The following is a 22,064-nucleotide window of genomic DNA, read 5'->3' as shown; positions in this document are numbered from 1 at the left end:
CATTTTTATGTTGGGGTTTTTTTTCGGTTCCGGGGGGCGGGGGGCCCCCCCCCCGGGCCGCCGGGGGCGCCCCGGGTGCGGGGCCCGCCGCCGTCGTCGCGTCGCGGGAGAGGCCGCTCCAGGTCCCGCGGGACCGGTCCGTTGGCCTCTGGCTCGGCCGGCCCGGTCGCCTCAGCCGCGCCGGGTGGGCGAGATGCCGAGCTGGAGCCCCTTGAGGCTGGTCGACTTCTTGCTGAGGGACGCGGCGATGCGGCTCAACTCGGCCGCGGCCGGGGCGTCCGGGTCGGTCAGCACGAGCGGCTTGCCCTCGTCGCCGCCCTCGCGCAGCCGCGTGTCGATGGGCACCTGGCCCAGCAGCGGCACGCGGGAGCCCAGGGTGCGGGTGAGCGCGTCGGCCACGGTCTGGCCGCCGCCCTCGCCGAAGACCGAGATCCGCTCGTCGCAGTGCGGGCAGGGCAGCCACGACATGTTCTCGATGACACCGGCGATCTGCTGGTGGGTCTGGACGGCGATCGACCCCGCGCGCTCGGCGACCTCGGCGGCGGCCTGTTGCGGGGTGGTCACCACCAGGAGTTCGGCGGACGGCATCCGCTGCGCCACGGAGATCGCGATGTCACCGGTGCCCGGGGGCAGGTCCATCAGAAGCACGTCCAGGTCGCCCCAGTAGACGTCGGCGAGGAACTGGTGCAGGGCACGGTCGAGCATCGGGCCACGCCACACGACCGGGGTGTTGCCCTCCGGCTTGAACATGCCGACCGAGATGACCTTGATGTCATGCGCCACCGGCGGCATGATCATGTCCTCGACCTTGGTGGGGCGCTCGGAGACGCCGAGCATGCGCGGCACACTGTGGCCGTAGATGTCGGCGTCGACGACGCCGACCTTCAGACCGCTCGCGGCCATCGCGGCGGCCAGGTTGACGGTGACGGACGACTTGCCGACGCCGCCCTTGCCCGAGGCGACCGCGAAGACACGGGTCAGCGAGCCGGGCTGGGCGAAGGGGATCTCCTTCTCCGGCCCCTTCGCGCCCCGCAACTTGGTCTGCAGCGTCTTGCGCTGCTCGGTGCTCATCACGTCCATCTCGACGGAGACACCGGTCACTCCGTCGACCTTGGAGACGGCGCCGGTGACGTCTCGGGTGATGGTGTCCTTCATGGGACAACCCGAGACCGTCAGGTAGATCGCGACACGTACGGCTCCCTCGGGGGAGATGTCGACGCTCTTGACCATGTCGAGTTCGGTGATCGGCCGACGGATCTCAGGGTCGTTGACGGTCGCGAGGGCGGCCATCACCAGTTCCGTGGTAGGTGCCATCGAAGTGTCGGCAATCACGTCACCCCGGGGGCGACGAGGATGCCGTCCCTCCTTGTCTGTTATCGATGAGGCGTCTCACAGGCGGGCCCTGCCCGTCGTGGCGCCCGTATGGCTTGGCAGGAGGCCGATCCCGTCAGGGAGCGGTCGGCGTCGTAAGTCCATGGTATGAACCCGAGAACACCGGAAGGAATTCCGAAACCGGTGATGGTCGCTGGATTCGGACAATCCGCTGTGTAGGTGCACGTGCAACGTTCTAAGGTTACTCCGTGACCCTCACAGCGGGCGAGTCAAGAGGGAGCACCGGCTCGGAGGAGCTGGTGGTCTGGCGCATGCTCCAGCGGGCCCAGGTCCGCATCACCCGGGTGCTGGAGGCCGACCTGCTGGTCGAGCACGACCTGGCCCTGGCCTCGTACGAGGTCCTGTCGCAGCTGTCGGAGGCGCCCGAGCGGCGGCTGAGGATGAACGACCTGGCGGACAGGGTGCTGTTGTCGCGCAGCGGCCTGACCCGGCTCATCGATCGTCTCCAGCGCGACGGCCTGGTCGAGCGCGAGGCGTGCCCCAGCGACGCGCGCGGCCTGTTCGCCGTCCTCACCGACGAGGGGGCCGCGCGGCTGGCCGAGGCCGGCCCCACCTACCTGCGCGGGATCCGCGGCCAGTTCCTGGACATGCTCGACCCCGACGAGCTGCGGCGGTGCGCGGCCATGCTGAACAAGCTTTTTCCCGGCTCCGGCACCGACCCGTACTGAGCCCTCGCCTGCTGAGCCTTCGCCTGCCCGGCCGGAGCGCGGGCTCACGGCTCCATGGACCTCTGGGGCTCGGCGAGATCCTCCTGCAGACGCTGCAGCTCCGAACGGATGTAGTCGCGGGTGGCCACCTCGCCGAGCGCCATGCGCAGGGCGGCGATCTCCCGGGTGAGGTAGTCCAGGTCGGCCTGGTTGCGCTCCGCCGCCCTGCGGTCGTTCTCGTTCTGGACCCGGTCGCGGTCGTCCTGCCGGTTCTGGGCGAGCAGGATCAGCGGCGCCGCGTACGAGGCCTGGAGCGACAGGATCAGCGTGAGGAAGATGAAGGGGTAGGGGTCGAACTTCAGCGTGTGGGGGACGAGGACGTTCCACAGCACCCAGACGGTGACGAAAACCGTCATGTAGACCAGGAACCTGGCGGTGCCGAGGAAGCGGGCGATCCGCTCCGACAGCCGCCCGAACGCCTCGGGGTCGTAGTGCGGGCGCAACCGAAGGCCGGGCTGCCTGGGCTGGTCGAGACGGTCAGCCATTCCCGCCCTCTCTCGGTCGGTCGTCCCGCTCGCGCCAGTCGTCCGGCAGCAGGTGGTCGAGCACGTCGTCGACGGTGACCGCGCCGACCAGGCGTCCCGCCTCGTTCACCACGGGAGCCGCCACGAGATTGTAGTTGGCCAGGTAGGAGGTGACCTGGTGCAGGGTGAAGGAGGGCCTGATCGGGTCGAGGGAGGTGTCCAGGATGCCGCCGAGCAGGGTCGAGGGCGGCTCGCGCAGCAGCCGCTGGAAGTGGGCCAGGCCGAGGAAGCGGCCGGTGGGCGTCTCGACGGGCGGCCGGGTCACGTAGACCTGCGCGGCCACGGCCGGGGTGAGTTCGCGCTGGCGGATGTTGGCGAGTGCCTCGGCGACCGTCGCGCTCGGCGGCAGGATGACCGGCTCGCTCGTCATCATGCCGCCCGCGGTGTTCTCCGGGTAGATCAGCAGCCGCCTGATCGGTGCGGCCTCCTCGGGCTCCATCAGGGCCATCAGCGCCTCGGCCTGCTCGGCGGGGAGGTCCTGGAGCAGGTCGGCCGCGTCGTCGGGGTTCATCTCCTCCAGCACGTCCGCGGCCCGCTCGGGGGCGAGCCTGCTCAGGATGCCGATCTGGTCCCGCTCGGGAAGTTCCTCGAGCACGTCCGCGAGCCGTACGTCGTCGAGGGCGGCGGCCACCTCGACCCGCCGCTTGGCGGGCAACTCGTGCAGGGCGCCGGCCAGGTCGGCGGCGCGCATCGACTCGAAGGCGACCAGCAGGTTGGCCGCGCCCTGGTCCTTCTGGACGGCGCCGAAGCCGTGGACCTCGCGCCAGTCGACGATCCTGGTCGCGCCGCGCCGGCGCAGCCCCAGGCCGGGAGGGCTCTCGATCACCGCCACCTTGGTGATCAGCCACTCCGAGCGCCTGGTCTCCTCCATGGCCAGATCCAGGACCGTCATCCGCTCGCCGTCGACCTCCACGCCGAGGTCGAGCAGCTCGGTGATGGCGAGGGTCTCGGTCGCCCGCTGTTCGAACCTGCGCATGTTGAGCTGGCCGCTGAAGACGACGGCGCCGGCCTTGGCGGAGCGTATCCGGGTGATCGGCAGGAAGACCCTCCGCCGGGGCTGCACCTCGACGACCAGCCCGTGAACGTGCGGCGGATCGCTTCCGGCGATGGCCACCACCACGTCGCGGACCCGGCCGATCTGGTCCCCCACGGGGTCGAAGACCGGGGTTCCGGCGAGACGTGCGATGAAGATCCTCACATCTGAAGCGTAGGCCGCATCCCGGACCGACCGGTCCCCGCCATGCTCCCCTGCTCACATGGCGGAACTCACTTGCTGCCCGACGCCCCACCGTGACAGCATCAAAGCTGCTTAACGGTAATTACAGAAATGGTGGGTCATGAGACGTGCAGGACTCCTGATCGCGCTCGCGTCGTCCCTGGCCTTCGCCTTCTCGGGTCCCATGGCCAGATATCTGGGCGCGGCGGGACTCGCCCCGCTGGAGGCGGTCTGGATCCGCATGGCGGGCGCCGGGCTGCTGCTCGTCGGCATCCTCGCGGTCGCCCGGCCCGCGGCCCTGCGCATCCCCCGCTCGCGGCTGCCGTTCCTCCTGGTGTACGCGGTGGTCGCGGTCGCCGGTGTGCAGGCGCTGTTCTTCGCGGCGATCACCCGGCTGCCGGTCGGCGTCACCCTGCTCATCGAGTACACCTCGCCGGTGCTGGTGGTGCTCTGGGTACGGTTCGTCCGGCGGGTACGGCTGCCGCGGGCGGCCTTCGTCGGTGCCGTCGTCGCCGTGGTCGGCCTCGGCATCGTGGTGGAGGTCTGGTCCGGTCTCGCCCTCGACCCGGTGGGCCTGCTGCTGGCCTTCGTCGCGATGACGTGCTGCGCCGGATACTTCCTGCTCAGTGACAGTTTCGGCGACGACATCGACCCGCTCGGCCTGATCGCCTGGGGCCTGCTCGGCGCCGCCGTGGTGCTCCTGCCGTTCTCCCAGCCGTGGAACATCCCCTGGGAGGCGATCAGCGGGACGGCCACCCCCGAGGGCGGCCACACGCTGCCGGTCGTCGGGGCGCTGATCTGGCTGATCGTGGTCGCCACGGCCGCCGCCTACATCCTCGGCGTCCTCGCGATCCGCCGCCTGTCGGCCGCGATCGGCTCCACCGTCGCCTCTCTGGAGGTCATCGCCGGGGCGGTGGTCGCCTGGATCCTGCTGGGCGAGGCACTCGGCCCCTTCCAGATCGCGGGTGGCCTGATCGTCCTGGTCGGCGCCTACCTGGCGCAGCGGGCCACGGCCGCGCTGCCCTCACCCGTCGAAGAGGTCAGGGAACCGGCTCGCGTGGGGTGAGCCGTATCACCTTGGAAACCGTGGCCCAGCGCTCCAGAAGCCTCGCCCCGTCGGGGGCGTTGAGCCGCTCCTTGGCGAGCGCGGCCACCGCGTCCGGGGCCTTCGCCTGGTCCACCACCTCCACGGAGGCGTCGAAGGCGACCAGGCGCCCGCCGTTGTCCTTGCTGCGCAGCGTCACCCGCACCTCCCCGGCCTCCGCCAGCCCCGGCAGCGGCTGCTCGCCCCCGCCGGTGACCAGGTAGATCGCGCCGTCGTGCCAGGTGTGCCAGGCCAGCCGGGGCCGGTCCAGCGACAGCCACAGGACACTCGACTTCTTCGCGCCCTCCTCGATCACACCCATGAGACGAATGTACGGCCTGTGCCTCCCCGAATGGCGATACAGGCCGTACACGTCGCCGGGTCAGCGCCGGGAGAGCTTCCAGGCGGCCGGGAGCAGTCCCGCCGCGATGACGATCTTGACGGCGTCGCCGAGCAGGAAGGGCACCACGCCCAGGGCGAGGCCGGTGGCGAGATCCAGCTGGGCGACGGCGATGAGGACCGGCAGGCCGAAGGCGTAGATGACCAGGTTGCCGAGGATCATCGTGCCGATCGTGCGCGGCACGGTGCGGTCGCCTCCGCGTTCGGCGAGCTTGCCGACGATGGCCGCCGCTGGGATGAAGCCGATGACGTATCCGAAGGACGCCCCGCCGAAGCCGGAGGCGCCGTCGGCGAACCACGGCACGCCCGCGACACCGACCAGCATGTAGAGCGCCATGCTCAGCGTCGCGCGGTTCATGCCGAGGGCGGCGCCGACCAGCACGACCGCGAAGGTCTGGCCGCTGACCGGAACCGGTGAGCCGGGCAGCGGGAAGCTCAGCTGCGCGGCCAGGCCCGTCAGGGCGGCGCCGCCGACCACGAGCGCGACGTCGCGGACGCGCGACGCCGGGATGAGGTCGGACAGTACGGCGGGCCTTGCCACCGAAGAAGCGTTTGCCATCGTGCGTGTCTCCCTTGGCAGATTCCTGATGTCCATTCTTCTGACATCTCAGGCAAGGGTCCTACGAGATCATCACCAAGAACAGGGCGGGGTCTTTGTGCGGAGGCCACAGGGGTGTCCTCGCCCTCACCCGGCGTGTTCCGGCCGAGGTCACGGCGTCGCCCGGCTCGTCCCGGCGCGTGGGCGTGGCGCCGCCCGGCCTGCCGTCCGCCTCCCCGAGGGCGTTAGCGTGTTCCCCATGCGTTCTCGACGTTCGTGTCTCGCGGTGCCCGGCAGCAACCCCAGATTCCTGGAGAAGGCCCAGGGGCTCCCCGCCGACGAGGTCTTCCTCGACCTGGAGGACTCCGTCGCGCCGCTCGCCAAGGAGGGCGCGCGCAAGAACGTCGTGGCCGCCCTGCGCGAGGGTGACTGGTCGGGCAGGACGAGGGTCGTCCGGGTCAACGACCTCGGCACCCAGTGGACCTACCGGGACGTCATCGAGGTCGTGGAGGGCGCGGGGGAGTTCCTCGACTGCCTGATGCTGCCCAAGGTGGAGGACGCGGCCCAGGTGATGTGGCTCGACACGCTGCTCACCCAGATCGAGAGGGCGAACGGCCTGCCGGTCGGCGGGATCGGCATCGAGGCCCAGATCGAGAACGCGAGGGGCCTGGTCAACGTGGACGCCATCGGCGGCGCGTCCCCACGCCTGGAGACGCTCGTGTTCGGCCCGGCCGACTTCATGGCCTCGATCAACATGCGGACCCTGGTGGTCGGTGAGCAGCCGCCCGGCTACACCGAGGGCGACGCCTACCACTACATCCTGATGCGCATCCTGATGGCCGCGAGGACGCACGACCTGCAGGCCATCGACGGCCCGTACCTCGCCATCAGGGATCTCGACGGGTTCCGCCGGGTGGCGGGGCGGGCCGCGGCGCTCGGGTTCGACGGGAAGTGGGTGCTCCACCCCTCCCAGATCGAGGCCGCGAACGAGGTGTTCTCGCCGCCGCAGGAGGACTACGACCACGCCGAGTTGATCCTCGACGCGTACGAGTACTACACGACGGTCGAGAGGCGCGGCGCGGTCATGCTCGGCGACGAGATGATCGACGAGGCGTCCAGGAAGATGGCGCTGGTGGTCGCGGCGAAGGGCAGGGCCGCCGGTCTGCGGCGCACCACGGCCTTCACTCCGCCTACAACCTGACCCCGATCGTGGTGAAGAACCAGAACGACGAGGTGAGCCAGAGGCCGGTGAGGGCGACGAAGGTGAGCCCGCCGAGGACAGGGAGGGTCCAGCCGGGCAGACCCCGCCTGGGCAGCGACAGCATCTTCGCGGTGAAGACGCCGTAGAAGAAGCAGCCGAGCAGTGAGTGGATCATCACGCGCGGCACGTCGAACTGGGCGCCCAGCGCGTACAGGCAGTGCAGTGCCACCGGGATCGTGAGCAGGAACGCCGCCCGCCCCGACCAGCGGTGCAGGGCACCGATCCACGGCACGTCCAGCTTGATCCGGCCCCACATGACCAGGGCGGAGAAGAGCTGGACGAACGCCAGCAGGAACGCGCCGGTGGTGAGCCAGGACTTCATCGCCAGCGCCCCGGAGAATCCGGCCGGCCCGATCGCGTACCCGGTGGGCGTGTGGACCCGCCCGTAGACGCCGAGCCCGACCGCCACCAGCCCGCCGACGACGAGCGGGACGAGGAGCGGGGCGACGTTGTTGGCCCGCCGCTGCGGGACCGGTGTGATCTGCGTGTCACTCATCAGAACTCCTCGATGAACTCGTCGACGTCCCGGGGATCGACCTCCACGCCGTCCACGACGGCGTTCTCGCCGGGCTCGGGGATCGGCACGTCGGCGACCTCGTCGCCCACGAGGGTGAGGCCGACCCTGGTGCCGTCGTCGAGATAGATCCATCCGGCGCGGACGTCGGCGCCGCGGACGAGCGCGGTCGCCCGGTAGAGGCCGGAGGGCTTCTTCACGGTCGGAGCCTTGAAGCTCCACTTCCTGCCGCCGAAACCGAGGGTTCCCGCGGCGACGCCGCCGCTGAGACGGGCGGTGAGCGAGGCGTCGCCGCGGCCGGACAGGGTGACCTTGCCGTCGGCGGCCCTGCCCTTCATCCAGGCCTCGATCCTGCCGTCGCAGAAGTAGCCGACCGCCTTGCCGTTCCTGACGGAGACGGCGATCAGGCCGCCGTTGCCGGTGACCCGCCCGGCGTAGTCGGCCTTGGCGGGGGTGGGCCTGGCCGTCTTGACGACCTCCGGCGTGGGCGACGCCTCCGTGGCGGCCCGGGCGGGCGTGGCGGGTGCGTCGTCCTGGACGTCGACGGGCCGTGCGTCGTCCTGGGCGTTGACGGTCCGGGTGGCGGGCGAGGTGGTGGCGCTGGCCACGCCGAGGGCGACGGCCATCACCGCTCCTGCCGCCAGTGTGTATACGGGCCCCAGCCGTGTCATATTCGCTCCCTGGGGTGGTGAATGGTGACATCAGATGTACCGGCCGTGGTTCCGGGCGTCTGTGAACTAATCCGCACTCGGAAGGACGATCTTGGATCCTCGCCGAACTACGAGAAAGCCGGATAATTCCGGTACTGGATTGAAAAATCTGACTAGAGAGGTCTCGTCATCGCGGCCCGGACGTGTTGCTCTTGACTGTGTACGGCCGGGGACCGGGTATCCGGTCGCGGGAGGTGATCGTTTCCGGAGAACGGGGTACTAGTAGGAACGCTGCGATTTGCCGCATCCATAGGGGTTGCGGCCTGCTGTTACGGAGACGACTGGAACGGTCCGGGGCGAGTTGTCCCGGTCTGAATGGGCTTCCTGCAAGGAGGTGCTGAGCGTGGCCTCGGGCCCCCACGACCCGCGCTCGCAAGAGTGGCCGGCGGACGACGACGGCGTGCACGACGACGCTATACACGAAGGCAGGTCCCAGGAGCCCCAGACGTCACCGCCGACGATCCAGCACTCCCCGCCAGGCCCCTCGGACGACGGCACGCGAGGGCGTCCGATGGCCTCCCCGTGGATGCTCCCGCCGTTCGCCGCGCCGACCCCGGACGACGGCGAGCCGCAGCAGGCCCGCCCCGAAGGACTCGGGAGCGAGCGCCGCCGACCGTACGCCCGCCCCTACGGCCCCTCCTCCCAGTCCTCTGGCCCCTCGCCCGCGCCGGAGACCTCCGCCGACCCCTCGGGCGAGGAGGAGCGGTCAGCGGGGCAGGGACGCCACGCCACGCCCGATCAGGGGCGGCCGCGGCTGGCGGACCGTCCCGACCTTCTCGTCGCCTCAGGACCGGCTCCAGAGCGCGGGAGGAGGAGAAGGGCGGATCGCCCCGACCTCCTCGTCGCCTCGGGGCCGCCCCGCGAACCGGGAGGGAGCGGGAGAAAGGAGTCCTCGCAGCCCTCCGCCGAGGAGCGGATCAGGGTCGAGCCGAGCATCGCGGCGACACCGGAACCGGCGCCGGAGCCCGGACCCGAGCGCGGAGCGCCGTCCGGGCCGGCGTCCGAACCCGAACCCGAGCCCGAGTGGCCCTCCGCGACGGCCGAGGACGACTTCGAGCCCGTACGAAGAGTGGGGCGCCCACCGGGCGGCAGGCCCGCCAGGCCCGACATGCTCGTCGCGCAGGGCCCGCCGGGCAGGCGGGGGACGAACGGCGGGCGGCACCACCGCCCGGCCACCGCGCCCTCCGCCGTGCGCCGCTCCAGCCCGACCAGGCGCAGGCGCGGCCGTGGTCTGGTGATCCCGTTCCTGATGGTCCTGGTCCTCACCGTCGCGGTCGGCGGCGGCCTGGTCCTGTGGGGCTGGGTGAGCAGCCCGTTCGCCACCGGACTCCGGCTGGTCGGTGACGAGGTGACGTCGGGCGACGACAACTTCGTGCCGCAGGCCGGTGTCGGCGGCAACGGATCCAACCAGGTGCTCAACGCGGTGGCCTCGGTGGGTTCCGTCATGGTCGCGGTCGGCAGCGACACCACCAGCCCGGTCCCCAGGCCGCTGTTCCTCGTCTCCCCCGACGGTGGCACGACCTGGCAGCTGGGCAAGGTGACCGGCCCGGAGGGGTACGAGACGGGGCCGACCACGGTGGGCCGGGTGGCGGGCGGCGACGGCCTCTGGCTGGCGGCCGGGAACGACCCCCTCGGCGGCGGGCACGGCCTGTGGACCAGCTCCGACGGCTACGCCTGGACCGCGGCCGACCCCGGCGAGCTGGACGCCTTCGCCCGCGGGGACAAGATCATGGATCTGGCGAGGACCGACTCCGGGTTCGTCGCGGTCGGCGCCGCCGTACTGGACGACGGCACCACCGGGGCCGTCGCCTGGGTCTCCTCGGACGGGCGCGCCTGGGACCGGGTGGAGACCCGGGAGATCGGCATGCCGGACAAGGTGCGCGGCATGAAGGCGGTGGTCGCCAGGGGCGGCGCCGTCGTCGCGCTGGCGGACCCGGCCCAGGGGCAGTCCACCTCGGTCATCCTGCGCTCGTCCGACGGCGGCAGGAACTGGCAGCGCACCGGCGCCGCGCTCAACGACGTCATCCCCGAGCCGGGCGCGCTGGCCGTGGCCGGCGACGGGTTCGTCCTCGTACCGACCCAGCAGCGCAGCGACAAGGGCGAGGTCCGCGTCTACTGCTCCAAGGAGGGTGCCGACTGGAAGGCCTGCGGCGCCATCACCGGCCTGGGGCAGGAGGGCACGGGTGTCAAGCGCCTCGCCTCCTCCTCGGCGGGGGTGGCCGCGGTCGTCGAGTCCGGCTTCGAGCGCTACACCGTCCACACCAGCGAGGACGGCCGCGACTGGAGCAAGACCACCGATCTCGGCGAGGTGCCCGGCTCGCTGCGCGCGCTCGCGCTGTCCGACACCGGCACGCTCGTCGTCGGCGGCGACGAACGCGCCGCCGACGTGGACAACCGGGTGGTCCTCATCACCGCGCCCAAGGGGGGCGAGGCGAGGCCGGTCCCGCTGAGCGGCATCCAGGGCCTCGCCAGAGCCGCCCGCGAGACGGCCAGGGTGGCGTCGGGGGACGGCAGGTTCGTCGCGGTGGGCACCGTCTCCGGCGACGCCGGGATCTGGAGCAGCGCCGCCGGAGAAGCCTGGAAGCCGGGCGGCCCCGCGCGGCTCTTCGGCGGCCCGAGGCGACAGGCGCTCGCCGACGTCGCGCACGGCAGGCGGGGCTGGCTGGCGGCGGGCAGCACGATGACCGACGCCTCCTCCACCGAGCCCCTGCTGTTCACCTCCGCGGACGGCGAGAGCTGGCGCAGGGTGCCGGTGCTCGGACCCCTCGCGCCGGCGGGCGACCACGACTTCCTCGCCCCGCACGCGGTGGCGGCGGGGCCGTCCGGCTACGTCATGGCGGGCGAGGACCGCGGCCCCGCCGCCACCGTGCCCGTCCTGTGGTTCTCCGCCGACCTCAAGCGCTTCTCCAGGGCGTCCAAGCTTCCCGCGGGCGGTACGGGGGTGCGGCTGTACGACGTCTCGGCGACCTCGTCCGGGTACGTCGCCGTCGGCGGCACCGGTACGGCCGAGCGCGAGACCGGCGTGGTGTGGGTGTCGGCCGACGGGGTCAACTGGACCGCGCGCAAGCCGGTCCTGCCGCCGGGGGCGACGTCCGCGGGCCTGCGGCACGTGGTCCTGTACGGCGGGTACGTCGTCGCGGCGGGCACGGCACAGACCGAGGAGGGCAGGAAGGCGTTCGGCGCGGTCTCCGACGACAACGGGGCGAGCTGGGAGTTCTCCTGGTTCCCCACGGACCGGGCGTCCGCCGTCCAGGATCTCGCCGCGACACCCGAGGGTGTGGTGGCCGTCGGCTGGCACGGGGTGGCGGGGGCCGGCGACAGCGCGGCCTGGACCTCGGAGGACGGCCTCAACTGGCAGCGCCACACCCCCAGCCAGGGCAGCCTGGACGGCGAGGGCACCCAGTGGCTCGGCGCGGTGGCGGTCTCCGGAGCCCAGGTCGTCGCCCTGGGCCGCTCCACCACCTACAGTGCGGACCACCTCACCCTGTGGCGTTCCACGCTCACCTCGTCACGATGACAGGAGGCTCCACCACGTACGGTGCGGACCACCTCACCCTGTGGCGTTCTACGCTCACCTCGTCACGATGACGGGAAACCGCGGCGCCACGCGCTCACCCGCGTCGCCCGGCGCTCCCGGGCCGCGTGGCGCTCGCGGCGGTCCCGTGGCGCTTCACCCCGGCGCGATGACCGCCCACTCGGTCAGCGCGTCCAGCAGGCCGGGGGTGAGGGGGAGGCGCGCGAGCTCCTCGCGGGTGAACCAGCGGGCGTCCGCGGCGTCGTCCCCCGCGGCGAGCGTGCCGCCGGAGACCTCGGCGAGGTAGTCGCGGATCTCGTAGACGGTGTCACCGGGACCGGGGCGGTCGACGGTCCCGGCCAGACGTCCGGGAACGACCGTGAGCCCGGTCTCCTCAAGGACCTCCCGCACGACCGCCTCGGAGTCGGACTCCCCGGACTCGACCCGCCCTCCGGGGACGGACCACAGGCCTTCGCCCGGCGGGTGGCCACGACGCACCAGAAGCATCCGCCCCGACCCGTCGAGGACGATCGCTCCAACACAATTTACGCGCACGTGAACAAGATTACGTTGTGATAACGCCCCAACCTCTTGACGGATGACCCGTACAAGAAGCAGCGTGGGTAGGCGTGAAAGCCGCCCCTGTCTGTCCACGGTGTTTCGGCCCGCTTCGTCCGCCGAGTGCTTGGTCAAGCTCCTGGAGATGCGGTCCGCACGGCGATGTCCTGCCGTTCCAGCCACCCAGACCTCCGTCGTCCGCCGCGGTGGAGGCCGTCACCCGAGACTCCCGCGTCCCCGCCTGGGTTCCCTGGCCGCTGCCCACGGGGTGGCTGGTCACGGGATTCGCCGAGGCGGGCGACGAGCGCAGCGGTACGCGGGCCACCGTGGTCGCGGTCTCCGGTCCCTCGCTGACCTATGGTCCCGCCGACCTGCTGATCATCGCGGAGGAGCCCGGGGTGGGGCTCGGCGCGGCGTTCGCGGGGCTGGAGGGCACCGACCCCGGCACCGGGTTCGACCAGGGCCCGCCGCACGCCAAGATCGACGTCAGGGGCCATCCGTGCTCCCTGTGGTGCGTCACCGCCGCCCCCGACCGGGCCGTCTACGCCGGTGAGGCTTTGGGAAACTGGCTCTGGGCGGTCGTGTGGCCCCCGGAGGCCGGTTACCTCATCACCCTCGCCGAGCTCTCCCTGCGCGATCTGCGCGACCAGGACCAGGCCCTTGACCTGCCCTTCGGGGCGTTCTCCCCGCGTCTGGACGTCCCGGCGTCCTGACACTCGCCCGCTCGCGTCCCCTTTGTTCGGAGCCTTGACCGTTCTGTCCGAACCGGAGGGCGGGTGTAGGCAGTAAAGTTCGGAAGCGTGACAGCGCGTATCGAGCGAGTGGTGACCGAGGGCGTCGTCGATGTCGACGGCGTCGAGCACAAGGTCGAGAACAACACGTGGATCCTGGGTGACGACGAGGATGTCATCGTCATCGACGCCGCGCGCGACGCGGAGAAGATCCTGGAGAAGGTCGGCGAGCGGGAGGTGCTGGCGATCATCTGCACCCACGGCCTGCCCGACCACGTGGGCGCGGCCATCGAGGTCGCGGCCAGGGACGAGGCGGTGGTCGCCCTTCACCCGAAGGACCGGCCGCTGTGGCGGCTGACCTGGCCCGACACCTGGCCCGACATCGACATGGAGGACGAGGGCCTGTTCGAGGTCGGCGGCGTCCAGTTGGAGGTCATGTCCACCCCCGGCATCTCCCAGGGTGGTGTCTCGCTGTACTGCGAGGCCCTGGACGCGGTCTTCACCGGCAAGACCCTCCAGGCCGACGGCCCCGGCAGGATCGGCGGTGAGTATCCCGCCCTGGCCGACCAGCTGACGGCGATCGGCGGGCGGCTGTTCACCCTGCCGCACAGCACCCGGGTGCTGCCCGCGCACGGGGAGGAGACGACCATCGGCGACCTGGAGCCCCAGTTCGACGCCTGGCTCTCCGGATCGCTGACCCGCGGCCCCGAGGCGCCGGAAGAGGAGGGTCCGCTCACCGACGGCACGCGCGCGGCGGGAATCCGGCTGAACCTCCGGGACGAACAGCTCTAAATGGATCAGCTTCCCCTGGAGGGCATGCCGCGGCGGCTCTACGCCTGTACGCCGTCGCGGCTGAACAACTGGCTCGACTGCCCCCGCCGCTACCGGTTCACCTACCTGGACCGGCCCGCGCCGCGGAAGGGCCCGGCGTGGGCGCACAACAGCGTGGGCGCCAGCGTCCACAACGCCCTCGCCGCCTGGTGGCGTGAGCCGCCCGAGCGGCGTACGCCCGAGGTCGCGGGAAGCCTGCTCACCAGGGGATGGATCAACGAGGGGTTCCGCGACGCGGAGCAGTCGCGGACCTGGCGGGATCGGGCCAGGGAGATGGTCAGCGGATACGTGGCGAGCCTCGACCCCTCCGCCGAGCCGGTCGGCGTCGAGCGTACGGTCGCCACACGCACCTCCGTCGTCGCGCTCTCCGGCCGGGTGGACCGGCTCGACCGGCGCGGCGAGGAGCTGGTCGTGGTCGACTACAAGACCGGCAGACGCCCGCTCACCACCGACGACGCCCGCTCCTCGCTCGCGCTGGCGGTCTACGCCATCGCCTCCTCCCGGATGATGCGCCGCCCTTGCCACCGGGTCGAGCTCCACCACCTGCCGACCGCCTCGATCGTGGAGTGGGAGCACACCGACGAGTCGCTCGCCCGCCACCTGGGCCACGCCGAGGAGATCGCCGTCGAGGCGTCCGGCGCCGACGAGCGCTACAAGGAGTGGTCGGCCACGGCCCGGCCCAAGGGAGCCGCCCCGACAGCCGGCTCGACGAAGGCGCGCGGCGGCGACCAGGCCCCGCCCGTCGTGCCCCCCGAGATCGACGCTGCCTTCCCACCCCGTACGGGACCCCTGTGCTCCTGGTGCGACTTCCGCCGCCACTGTCCCGAGGGGCAGGCTGCGGGCACCGAGCGCGAGCCCTGGGCGGCCCTCTCCGACTGACGGCGAGGACTCGGCGACGGCATCCCCCGCGCTGAAGCCGAGGGATCCCCCGCGCTGAAGGCGAGGGCCGTCTCACCGGCCCCGCGCCCGAACGACAGGGCTCGACGTCGCGCGCCTTCGCCGGGGCGGCACCCGCTCACCCGGGACGCCGTTCGAAGGGGTCACGCGACGACCCGACGCCACCCGCCGGGCACCTGGCGGGGTCAGCTCCTGAGACGGCTCTCGGCGGCGTTCCAGAAGCGGATGAGGGCGGCGGCCGTGGTCTCCGGTGCCTCCACCGCGGGAGAGTGGGCCGCGCCGGGGACGACCACGCACTCGGCGTCCAGGCGGCGGGCCATCTCCGCCTGCATGCGCGGCGGCCAGCCGTCGTCGTGCTCGCCGTACAGGACCAGGGTGTCGACCTCGACCTGGGTGAGCTCGTCGCACCGGTCGGGCGCGGTGAGCACCTCGTTGGTCATCGTGAGCATGCCGACGGTCGAGTTGGCGAACAGCCGCTTGCGCAGGAAGGCGATGATCTCGTCGGACACCCCGGAGGCGAGGGCATCGGGCTCCAGCCGGGTGTGCCACAGGTGTTCGAGACCGACTTCGGGCAGCTCCGAGATCATGAAGCGGCCCGCGCGCTCGCGGGGCCCGACGATCGCGGCCGGCCCGGAGCTCATGAGCGTGTAGGACACGAACCGGGTGCGGCCGTCGATGACCGCCTCCCGGGTGACCAGGCCGCCGAACGAGTGGCCCACCAGGTGGATCGGACCCCCGTGGCCGATCACCTGGGCCAGGACGTCGACGTCGTTGCCGAGCGCGGCGCGGGTGTAGGCGCTCCTGTCGTCAGGGCCGTTCGTCTCGAACTGGCCGCGCATGTCGATCGCGACGACCTGGCGACCCGACTGCGCGAGAGTCTGCAGGACCGCGATGAAGTCTTCCTTGCTGCCGGTCAGGCCGGGCACCAGCAGGGCGGGCCATCGCTCCGGGATGCCGCTGACGGGCAGGGCCTCCAGGACGGCGAAGGAGCCCACCGCCGTCTCGATCTGGCGAGAGCGGACGCCAGGAGGCAGGGTCAGAAAACGCGGCGTACTCACGTGGCCCCACGATACCTCTCTTGGTGACTGCGCTCCGTGCGTCCGCGAGGGGCCGGGAGCGTGAAAAGGGGCGCTACCGATATGGTCGCGCCCCTTTTCATGGTGGTACTTGCTAGTTGGGGCGACGCGATCCTCGCTGCTGACCGTTGCGTACCGGCGGCCGGCGGCGGCTCTGCACGCGTTCCGAGGCCGCCGAGGGGGCGATCTCGTCATCGTCCGACGCCAGGTCCGGGGACTTGAAGATCACCGAGAACGGGCTCGGAGGAATGATCTTCTCGGGCTGAGGCCGGGGCGCGGGAGCCTCGGCCACGGGCTCGTCGTCCCAGCGCTCCGCCACGATGTCGTCCTCTCTGGGCTCAGCGAACGCCGCGACCCGCTCGTCGGCCCGAGGCGGGGCCGAAGGGGTCTGCGGAGCCGCGGGGACGTCCGCCACCTGCTCGCGGCGGGCGCGGCGCTGCCGGCGAACCGGCTCCTCCGCGACGGGCTCGGGGTGAACCGGAGCCTCGGACGTGCCGGTGAGGCTCACCTCGGGGTTCAGCCCCGCCTTGCGGGCCCTGCCCCTGCGGGGCGCGGCCTCGGGCTGCTCGTCACGGATGTCCCTGGGGGCTGCCACATCCGCCTCCACCTCGGCGATCTCGACGACAGGGGACTGGAGTCCTTCGTCCGCGACCGGCGCGGAAACCTCCCCGCCGCTACGGCCGCCACGGGTGCGACGGCGTTCGCGGGACGTGCGCGCGGGACGCTCGCGACGCTCCTCGCGATCGTCCTCGCGCCCCTTGCGGGACGGACGGGAGCGGATGCGCCCCGTCTCGCCGAGGTCCTCGACCTCCTCGGCGGCCAGACCCGCCCGGGAGCGGTTGGCGCGCGGCAGCACGCCCTTGGTGCCCTCGGGGATGCCCAGGTCGCTGAAGACGTGCGGGGAGGTCGAGTAGGTCTCGACCGGCTCGGGGAAGGGGAGCGAGAGCGCGTTGTTGATGACCTTCCAGCGAGTGAGGTCCTCCCACTCGACGAAGGTCACCGCGACGCCCGTCTTGCCGGCCCGGCCGGTGCGGCCGATCCGGTGGACGTACGCCTTCTCGTCCTGCGGGCAGTCGTAGTTGACGACGTGGGTGACGTCGTCGACGTCGATGCCGCGCGCCGCGACGTCGGTCGCGACCAGCACGTCGATCTTGCCGTTGCGGAAGGCCCGCAGGGCCTGCTCACGCTGGCCCTGGCCGAGGTCGCCGTGGACGGCCGCGGCGGCGAAGCCACGCTCCTTGAGCTGCTCGACGACCATGTCGCAGGCGCGCTTGGTCTCGCAGAAGATCATGGTGAGACCGCGGCCCTCGCACTGCAGCAGGCGGCCGACGATCTCGATCTTGTCCATCCGGTGCGTCCGCCAGACGAACTGGGTCGTCTGCGGGGTCGCCTCGGCCTCGGCGTCGTTGTTCTCCGCCCGCACGTGGGTGGGGCGGGTGAGGTAACGCCTGGACAGGGCGACGATCTCGCCCGGCAGGGTCGCGGAGAACAGCATCGTCTGCCGCTCCGCCGGGATGAGCTTGATGATGCGCTCGATGTCGGGCAGGAAGCCCAGGTCGAGCATCCGGTCGGCCTCGTCCAGGACGAGGGTCCCGATCTGGCTGAGGTCGAGGTGCTTCTGCTTGACCAGGTCGAGCAGGCGGCCCGGGGTGCCGACGATGACGTCGACGCCCTGCTTGAGCGCCTCGATCTGGGGTTCGTAGGCGCGCCCGCCGTACACGGTGAGGATCCGCGAGCCGAGCTTGCCGGCCGCCGTCACGAGGTCCTCGGTGACCTGGACGGCGAGCTCGCGGGTCGGTACGACGACCAGCCCGCGGGGCTTCTTGCGGTTCTTCCTCGGCTTGCCGACCCGCTGCAGCATCGCCACGCCGAAGGCGTAGGTCTTGCCGGTGCCGGTGCGCGCCTGGCCGATGATGTCCTGGCCGTTGAGGGCCAGGGGGAGTGCCATTTCCTGGATCGGGAACGGCGCGATGATGCCCTCGGTCTCAAGGGCATCGGCGATCTCTGGGGTGACTCCGAGGTCTCGGAACGTCGTCAGCTTGGCCTGCCTAAATCTCCGTTGAAGGCAGGCCTGCCGGGACCACGGGCAGAAAACGTGTCCCCGTGCCGGGTCCTCGCGGAAGGTCCAGCCCTCTCATGTCATCAGCGACCGCTGCGGCGTCACGCCGACTTTTGGGGGCGTCCGGGCGTGGATATCCCGGATTAACACGGTGCGGTCGCACTTTCACAGAGCAGTGTACTCGATACCACAACGGAGAACCGATTTCTTCGTATTCCCGGTGAATCGTGAGGCCGCCGAACTCGTAGGCTGCCTCCATGAGCGATTCCCCTCCCGGCGTCTCCGACCTGCTCGGCGTCCTCGCCTACGCCGAGCTGACCGCGTTCCTCAGGCTCGCCGAGGACGCCACCAGGTACGCCCCCTCGCTGACCGATCAGGCCGCCCTCGGCGGCCTCGCGGCGGCGGAGTACGCGCACTTCGAGTTGCTCCGCGACCGGCTCACCTCCCTGGGCGTGGACCCCGAGGAGGCGATGGCGCCGTTCACCGGGCCGCTGGACGACTGGCACGCCCAGACCTTCCCGGGAGACTGGCTGGAGGCCCTGGTCAAGGCGTACGTCGGCACCGGGATCGCGCTCGACTTCTACCGCGAGGCGGCCGTCGGTGTGGACGACGAGACGCGGGAGCTCGTCGACGAGGTCCTCACGGACGAGGGACGGTCGCAGTTCGCCGTCGAGCGGGTCCGTGCGGCGCTCTCCGAGGATCCCAAGCAGGCGGGACGGCTCGCGCTGTGGGCGAGGCGGATGGTGGGAGAGGCACTGAGCCAGGGGCAGCACGTGGCCGCGGCCAGACCGGAGCTCGCGGCCCTGCTGGTGGAGGCGGTGGGAGAGGACATCAGCCGGATGTTCTCCCGGCTGAGCGAGAAGCACGGCCGGCGGATGGCCGCCCTGGGGCTCACCCCGGGTCCCTGACGGGCTTCCCGCACGTGCCGGGCCCGGGGCCTTCGATCGCCTCCGAGCCTGTTCGCCGGTGGCGGAGAGGGGAAGCCGGTCGGCGGATCACGACACGCGAGGCGGTGAACAGCTGTAGCGTGCGAGACATGAGGGCCTCGCGCCGCTATGGCAGTTCCTTGACGAGATGTGGGCCGAACCGCTGGACTTCGCGTCCCGTGCTGCGCAGGGGAGGTGCGGGCTGCCCGGCGGTGAGCCGGGGGCGGGAGCATCTGCGCCGCGTCAGACGCCCGCGCTGCTGCGGGTTCGGCGAGCGGGACGAGTGCTCGGGCACCTGAGGCTTCGGCACCTGTGGTCACGGCAGCCGGGAGCAGCCGGGAGCAGCCGGGAGCAGCCGGGAGCGGGGTGCTCTCCGGGCAACCGCCCCGCCAACGGGTGTGCCCGAGCGGGGCGCCCCTCCCGCCGGCTCCGGCGGCGCGCTCGCACCGGATCCGCGGACCGCGCCATGCCGACGAGGGACGACGACCTGGCGCGAGCCCGGAATCCGTCAGAGCGTGCCGCCGAAGCCGACGGGACGCGGCTCCTCCTCGCCGATCTCGATGAAGCCGAGTGAGGCGACCGGGACGATGATCTTTCGGCCGTTGACGTCGGTGATGGTGAGGACACCGCTGCCGGACGAGAGGGCGGCGCTGACCTCGCCCTCAAGCTGCTCGGCCGTGAGGTCGGTCTCCACTACGAGTTCACGGTGCACGGAACGTACGCCGATCTTGATTTCCATCGTGCTCCCTTTTCGATGAGGGTTGCTCGCCCCATGGTGTCCCCAACGAAGGCACGACGCGCCGGTTGATCGCGCGAAGCGAACAGCTGATCGCGGCGAGCGAACAACCGGGCTGCGGCCCGGAGCGCCGTCGGCACCGGGATCTCAGTGGTCGGCGACGGTGCGCGGGAAGCCGGAGATGCCACGCCACGACAGGCGGGCGATGAGCTGGGTGGCCGCGTCCTTGGGAATGGAGCCGTTGCTGCTGATCCAGTAACGGGCGCTGACCTCGGCCATGCCGACGAGCCCGACGCCCAGCAGGCGCGCCTCGTCGCTGGAGCAGCCGGTGTCCTCCTGGATGACCTGACTGATCATCTCGGCGCTCTCCCGGAGGTTGCGCTCCATGCGCTGGCGGACCGGGGCGACGTTGCGCAGGTCCGACTCGAAGACCAGCCGGAACGCCTCCCCCTGGGTGGAGACGAAGTCGAAGAAGGCGCCGATCGCGGCCTGGACGCGCTGCTTGTTGTCCGTGGTGGAGGCGAGGGCGTCGCGACAACGGGCGATCATGTCGTCCACGTGCAGGTCGAGCAGTGCCAGATAGAGCTCCTGCTTGCCGGGGAAGTGCTGGTAGAGGACCGGCTTGCTCACCCCCGCCCGCTCGGCGATCTCGTCCATCGCGGCCGCGTGGTAGCCGTTCTCCACGAACACCTCCTGTGCCGCGCTGAGCAGCTGGCGGCGGCGAGCTGTTCGGGGCAGCCGGGTGCCCCGGGGCTTGGCGTCCGGGGTAGCGGTCACGTGGTCTCCTCGTGTCAAGCTCCTGGCGTCTGGGGCCATCCTACGCGTGGGTAACCCGGGTCAGCGATAGTCGTCCTCGTCGAGCTCGACGGTGCGTCGCTGCTCGAAGGCGTCCGCCGGATCGGCCTCCAGGGGGACGGAGTCGGGCCACTCCGGCTCTTCCTCGCGCGTCGCGCGGCTCTGCTCGGCGGCGTCGGCGGGATTCACCTCCAGCGGGAGGTCGGTGGGCGTCTCCGAGCCGTTCTCGCGCACCGGCCTGTGCTGCTCGGCGGCGTCGGCCGCGGGCGTCTCGACGGAGAGTTCCTCGGGAAGGTCGTCGGCCGTTTCCTCGTGTGATCTGTCGTCCCACGCGTTCATTTCAGACATCCCCTGTCGTCATCCGGGCTTCGGCAAGCTCCCTCTCCTCGCCCGGTTCCGGTAAACGTCGGACAACGCCCAGCGTACGACCTCGGGTGCCGAGTGCCGAGAAGGACGCGGCCTCGGGCCGCCCATGGCGTCGTCCATGGCATCGGCGGGGTTCGGCGGAACGTGTGCGCGGCCTCGGGCCGAGGTGAGGGGTCGGAGGGGAGGGCCGCGCTCGGCCGTCCGAGGGAGTGCCGTGCCGTCTGAGACGTGAGGGAGGGCCGTGGCCTTCGGGGAAACAGGGGGCAGGTGGCTGGAGGAGGGACGCGGAGGGACGCGCAGGTGGCGCAGAGGTGGTGCGGAGGTGGTGCGGAGGGTCGTGTGGCGGGCCTCGGATAACGCGTCGGACAACGCGGAACGGGGGCTCCGCGGCTGGAAAACCGCGGAGCCCCCGCCTGTGATTCGTGAGAAATGAGAATTCGCACTGTGTTGAGAGTCGAAATCCCGAGGAGGTCATCCCCGACTTTCCATGCTCACCGTCCGGGCCGATGTCCCCGAGTGGGCGGACGCGATCCTGGTGAACACGGGATTCCTACTTCTCGGTAACGGTTTCCGAGCCGCTGCGAAACGCGGTTCCAGCCGTTGTGCCTCGTGTTCCGATCCCGTGTCAGGCGGGGATCAGGACGCGGCAACCGGGCCCTCCGGAGGGCCCGGAGGGCGAGGCGGGGTGTGGTCTTCCTTGTGGTCTTCCTCATGAAGAGGCACGAGGCGGTCGGAGCGGGTCTTGTTGTGCAGACGGTTCCGGTTGCAGCTGTCGTTGTTGAGCGTCAGACGGAAGCGGTGGTGGGTGCGACGGTACTCCCGGTTGCGGCAGCAGCCGCCGCCGCCCCACCAGGTCGTGAAGGTGCCGGCGGTGACCGCAGTGGTCATCGCGTTGGCGCTGGTGACGGTGGTCGCCGCGCCCATGGCGACGACTCCGCCGGCCAGGGCCGTGCTGATCGCGAGCCCTGCGAGAACACTCTTGAACTCGGGCATTGCGTTTCCCCCTTGAAAGGATCGATTTACCAATTTTTGGCATTTACCGTGTGAGTCGGTAATTGCCAGAGATGGTTAGAGATAGCCGGTGATGGGCCATCCCTGCTTGTCATAGTTTCCTCGTATGTCTGCTGACAAACGAAGATCGAAGGCTTTTACCCTACTCTTAGCTATTTATCGTCGATGTTGGATGCTTATTGGTCGCTTTAAAGCGAAATGTATTTAATGTCGGATTTG

Annotated in this window: 22 protein-coding genes; 8 read left to right on the top strand and 14 right to left on the bottom strand. The window is 71.0% G+C overall.

Annotated elements, in window-relative coordinates; all coding sequences use genetic code 11:
• Positions 1–171 precede the first annotated feature (171 nt).
• Positions 172–1,314, bottom strand: a complete 1,143-nt coding sequence (locus ABT352_RS27850; protein WP_350947896.1) for an Mrp/NBP35 family ATP-binding protein — start codon at positions 1,312–1,314, stop codon at positions 172–174.
• A 266-nt stretch (positions 1,315–1,580) separates the two neighbouring features.
• On the opposite strand from ABT352_RS27850, the gene ABT352_RS27845 reads away from it, so the two are divergent.
• Positions 1,581–2,060, top strand: a complete 480-nt coding sequence (locus ABT352_RS27845; RefSeq protein ID WP_350947895.1) for a MarR family winged helix-turn-helix transcriptional regulator — start codon at positions 1,581–1,583, stop codon at positions 2,058–2,060.
• Between the two features lie 44 nt (positions 2,061–2,104).
• On the opposite strand, the gene ABT352_RS27840 is transcribed toward ABT352_RS27845, so the two are convergent.
• Together ABT352_RS27840 and ABT352_RS27835 are read right to left on the bottom strand one after the other, a co-directional pair.
• Positions 2,105–2,584: a DUF1003 domain-containing protein gene (locus ABT352_RS27840; protein WP_350947894.1), complete on the bottom strand. Its 480-nt coding sequence runs from the start codon at positions 2,582–2,584 to the stop codon at positions 2,105–2,107.
• A complete protein-coding gene (locus tag ABT352_RS27835) occupies positions 2,577–3,821 on the bottom strand; it encodes a magnesium transporter MgtE N-terminal domain-containing protein (RefSeq protein WP_350947893.1) in 1,245 nt (414 codons plus the stop codon). Before ABT352_RS27835 ends, ABT352_RS27840 begins: the two co-directional genes overlap by 8 nt.
• Before the next feature lie 139 nt (positions 3,822–3,960).
• On the opposite strand from ABT352_RS27835, the gene ABT352_RS27830 reads away from it, so the two are divergent.
• The gene (locus ABT352_RS27830) at positions 3,961–4,905 is read left to right on the top strand and encodes an EamA family transporter (RefSeq protein ID WP_350947892.1); all 945 of its coding nucleotides are present in this window, start codon (positions 3,961–3,963) and stop codon (positions 4,903–4,905) included.
• Here ABT352_RS27830 and ABT352_RS27825 read toward each other — a convergent pair.
• Positions 4,880–5,245: a hypothetical protein gene (locus ABT352_RS27825; RefSeq protein WP_350947891.1), complete on the bottom strand. Its 366-nt coding sequence runs from the start codon at positions 5,243–5,245 to the stop codon at positions 4,880–4,882. The genes ABT352_RS27830 and ABT352_RS27825 overlap by 26 nt on opposite strands.
• Positions 5,246–5,305: 60 nt before the next feature.
• A complete protein-coding gene (locus ABT352_RS27820) occupies positions 5,306–5,881 on the bottom strand; it encodes a biotin transporter BioY (protein ID WP_350947890.1) in 576 nt (191 codons plus the stop codon).
• A gap of 238 nt (positions 5,882–6,119) precedes the next feature.
• Between ABT352_RS27820 and ABT352_RS27815 the strand changes: the two genes are divergently transcribed.
• Positions 6,120–7,061, top strand: coding sequence for an HpcH/HpaI aldolase/citrate lyase family protein (locus ABT352_RS27815; protein ID WP_350947889.1), 942 nt, complete (start codon positions 6,120–6,122; stop codon positions 7,059–7,061).
• On the opposite strand, the gene ABT352_RS27810 is transcribed toward ABT352_RS27815, so the two are convergent.
• A complete protein-coding gene (locus tag ABT352_RS27810; protein WP_350947888.1) occupies positions 7,051–7,617 on the bottom strand; it encodes a DUF6529 family protein in 567 nt (188 codons plus the stop codon). The two genes, ABT352_RS27815 and ABT352_RS27810, sit on opposite strands and share 11 nt — an antisense overlap.
• The gene (locus ABT352_RS27805; protein WP_350947887.1) at positions 7,617–8,306 is read right to left on the bottom strand and encodes a hypothetical protein; all 690 of its coding nucleotides are present in this window, start codon (positions 8,304–8,306) and stop codon (positions 7,617–7,619) included. The genes ABT352_RS27810 and ABT352_RS27805 overlap by 1 nt, the downstream gene beginning before the upstream one ends.
• A gap of 550 nt (positions 8,307–8,856) precedes the next feature.
• On the opposite strand from ABT352_RS27805, the gene ABT352_RS27800 reads away from it, so the two are divergent.
• Entirely contained in the window at positions 8,857–11,862 is a 3,006-nt protein-coding gene (locus tag ABT352_RS27800; protein ID WP_350947886.1) for an exo-alpha-sialidase, read from the top strand.
• Positions 11,863–12,015: 153 nt separating this feature from the next.
• Here the strand turns inward: ABT352_RS27800 and ABT352_RS27795 are convergent, their stop codons facing one another.
• Positions 12,016–12,414: an NUDIX hydrolase gene (locus ABT352_RS27795; protein WP_350947885.1), complete on the bottom strand. Its 399-nt coding sequence runs from the start codon at positions 12,412–12,414 to the stop codon at positions 12,016–12,018.
• A 74-nt stretch (positions 12,415–12,488) separates the two neighbouring features.
• On the opposite strand from ABT352_RS27795, the gene ABT352_RS27790 reads away from it, so the two are divergent.
• The 3 genes from ABT352_RS27790 (at position 12,489) to ABT352_RS27780 (ending at position 14,858) form a co-directional block, all read left to right on the top strand.
• A complete protein-coding gene (locus tag ABT352_RS27790) occupies positions 12,489–13,130 on the top strand; it encodes a DUF6758 family protein (protein WP_350947884.1) in 642 nt (213 codons plus the stop codon).
• Positions 13,131–13,217: 87 nt separating this feature from the next.
• Complete coding sequence (locus tag ABT352_RS27785) at positions 13,218–13,940, top strand: MBL fold metallo-hydrolase (RefSeq protein WP_350947883.1); 723 nt, start codon at positions 13,218–13,220, stop codon at positions 13,938–13,940.
• Complete coding sequence (locus ABT352_RS27780; protein ID WP_350947882.1) at positions 13,941–14,858, top strand: RecB family exonuclease; 918 nt, start codon at positions 13,941–13,943, stop codon at positions 14,856–14,858.
• A gap of 203 nt (positions 14,859–15,061) precedes the next feature.
• Here the strand turns inward: ABT352_RS27780 and ABT352_RS27775 are convergent, their stop codons facing one another.
• Together ABT352_RS27775 and ABT352_RS27770 are read right to left on the bottom strand one after the other, a co-directional pair.
• Positions 15,062–15,934, bottom strand: coding sequence for an alpha/beta fold hydrolase (locus tag ABT352_RS27775; protein WP_350947881.1), 873 nt, complete (start codon positions 15,932–15,934; stop codon positions 15,062–15,064).
• Positions 15,935–16,046: 112 nt separating this feature from the next.
• Entirely contained in the window at positions 16,047–17,900 is a 1,854-nt protein-coding gene (locus ABT352_RS27770) for a DEAD/DEAH box helicase (protein ID WP_350947880.1), read from the bottom strand.
• A 368-nt stretch (positions 17,901–18,268) separates the two neighbouring features.
• Between ABT352_RS27770 and ABT352_RS27765 the strand changes: the two genes are divergently transcribed.
• Positions 18,269–18,919, top strand: a complete 651-nt coding sequence (locus ABT352_RS27765) for a ferritin-like fold-containing protein (RefSeq protein WP_350947879.1) — start codon at positions 18,269–18,271, stop codon at positions 18,917–18,919.
• 526 nt (positions 18,920–19,445) lie between these two features.
• Here the strand turns inward: ABT352_RS27765 and ABT352_RS27760 are convergent.
• The 4 genes from ABT352_RS27760 to ABT352_RS27745 form a co-directional block, all read right to left on the bottom strand.
• The gene (locus ABT352_RS27760; RefSeq protein ID WP_350947878.1) at positions 19,446–19,676 is read right to left on the bottom strand and encodes a DUF3107 domain-containing protein; all 231 of its coding nucleotides are present in this window, start codon (positions 19,674–19,676) and stop codon (positions 19,446–19,448) included.
• Between the two features lie 144 nt (positions 19,677–19,820).
• Entirely contained in the window at positions 19,821–20,450 is a 630-nt protein-coding gene (locus ABT352_RS27755) for a TetR/AcrR family transcriptional regulator (protein WP_350947877.1), read from the bottom strand.
• A gap of 60 nt (positions 20,451–20,510) precedes the next feature.
• Positions 20,511–20,807 (bottom strand): hypothetical protein, encoded by a 297-nt coding sequence (locus ABT352_RS27750; RefSeq protein WP_350947876.1) that lies wholly within the window; start codon positions 20,805–20,807, stop codon positions 20,511–20,513.
• Positions 20,808–21,470: 663 nt separating this feature from the next.
• A complete protein-coding gene (locus ABT352_RS27745; protein ID WP_350947875.1) occupies positions 21,471–21,827 on the bottom strand; it encodes a hypothetical protein in 357 nt (118 codons plus the stop codon).
• Positions 21,828–22,064 lie beyond the last annotated feature (237 nt).

The sequence above is a fragment of the Streptosporangium sp. NPDC000563 genome, from assembly GCF_040299985.1.
Taxonomy (GTDB): Bacteria; Actinomycetota; Actinomycetes; order Streptosporangiales; family Streptosporangiaceae; genus Streptosporangium.
This window is presented reverse-complemented; position numbering and strand designations above follow the sequence as displayed.

Bases quoted from the DNA above. Each gene is read 5' to 3' on its own strand.
- ABT352_RS27850 (WP_350947896.1), bottom strand. From the start codon at position 1,314: ATGGCACCTACCACGGAACTGGTGATGGCCGCCCTCGCGACCGTCAAC.
- ABT352_RS27840 (WP_350947894.1), bottom strand. From the start codon at position 2,584: ATGGCTGACCGTCTCGACCAGCCCAGGCAGCCCGGCCTTCGGTTGCGC.
- ABT352_RS27830 (WP_350947892.1), top strand. From the start codon at position 3,961: ATGAGACGTGCAGGACTCCTGATCGCGCTCGCGTCGTCCCTGGCCTTC.
- ABT352_RS27825 (WP_350947891.1), bottom strand. From the start codon at position 5,245: ATGGGTGTGATCGAGGAGGGCGCGAAGAAGTCGAGTGTCCTGTGGCTG.
- ABT352_RS27820 (WP_350947890.1), bottom strand. From the start codon at position 5,881: ATGGCAAACGCTTCTTCGGTGGCAAGGCCCGCCGTACTGTCCGACCTC.
- ABT352_RS27815 (WP_350947889.1), top strand. From the start codon at position 6,120: ATGCGTTCTCGACGTTCGTGTCTCGCGGTGCCCGGCAGCAACCCCAGA.
- ABT352_RS27810 (WP_350947888.1), bottom strand. From the start codon at position 7,617: ATGAGTGACACGCAGATCACACCGGTCCCGCAGCGGCGGGCCAACAAC.
- ABT352_RS27805 (WP_350947887.1), bottom strand. From the start codon at position 8,306: ATGACACGGCTGGGGCCCGTATACACACTGGCGGCAGGAGCGGTGATG.
- ABT352_RS27800 (WP_350947886.1), top strand. From the start codon at position 8,857: ATGGCCTCCCCGTGGATGCTCCCGCCGTTCGCCGCGCCGACCCCGGAC.
- ABT352_RS27780 (WP_350947882.1), top strand. From the start codon at position 13,941: ATGGATCAGCTTCCCCTGGAGGGCATGCCGCGGCGGCTCTACGCCTGT.
- ABT352_RS27770 (WP_350947880.1), bottom strand. From the start codon at position 17,900: ATGGCACTCCCCCTGGCCCTCAACGGCCAGGACATCATCGGCCAGGCG.
- ABT352_RS27765 (WP_350947879.1), top strand. From the start codon at position 18,269: ATGAGCGATTCCCCTCCCGGCGTCTCCGACCTGCTCGGCGTCCTCGCC.
- ABT352_RS27760 (WP_350947878.1), bottom strand. From the start codon at position 19,676: ATGGAAATCAAGATCGGCGTACGTTCCGTGCACCGTGAACTCGTAGTG.
- ABT352_RS27750 (WP_350947876.1), bottom strand. From the start codon at position 20,807: ATGAACGCGTGGGACGACAGATCACACGAGGAAACGGCCGACGACCTT.
- ABT352_RS27745 (WP_350947875.1), bottom strand. From the start codon at position 21,827: ATGCCCGAGTTCAAGAGTGTTCTCGCAGGGCTCGCGATCAGCACGGCC.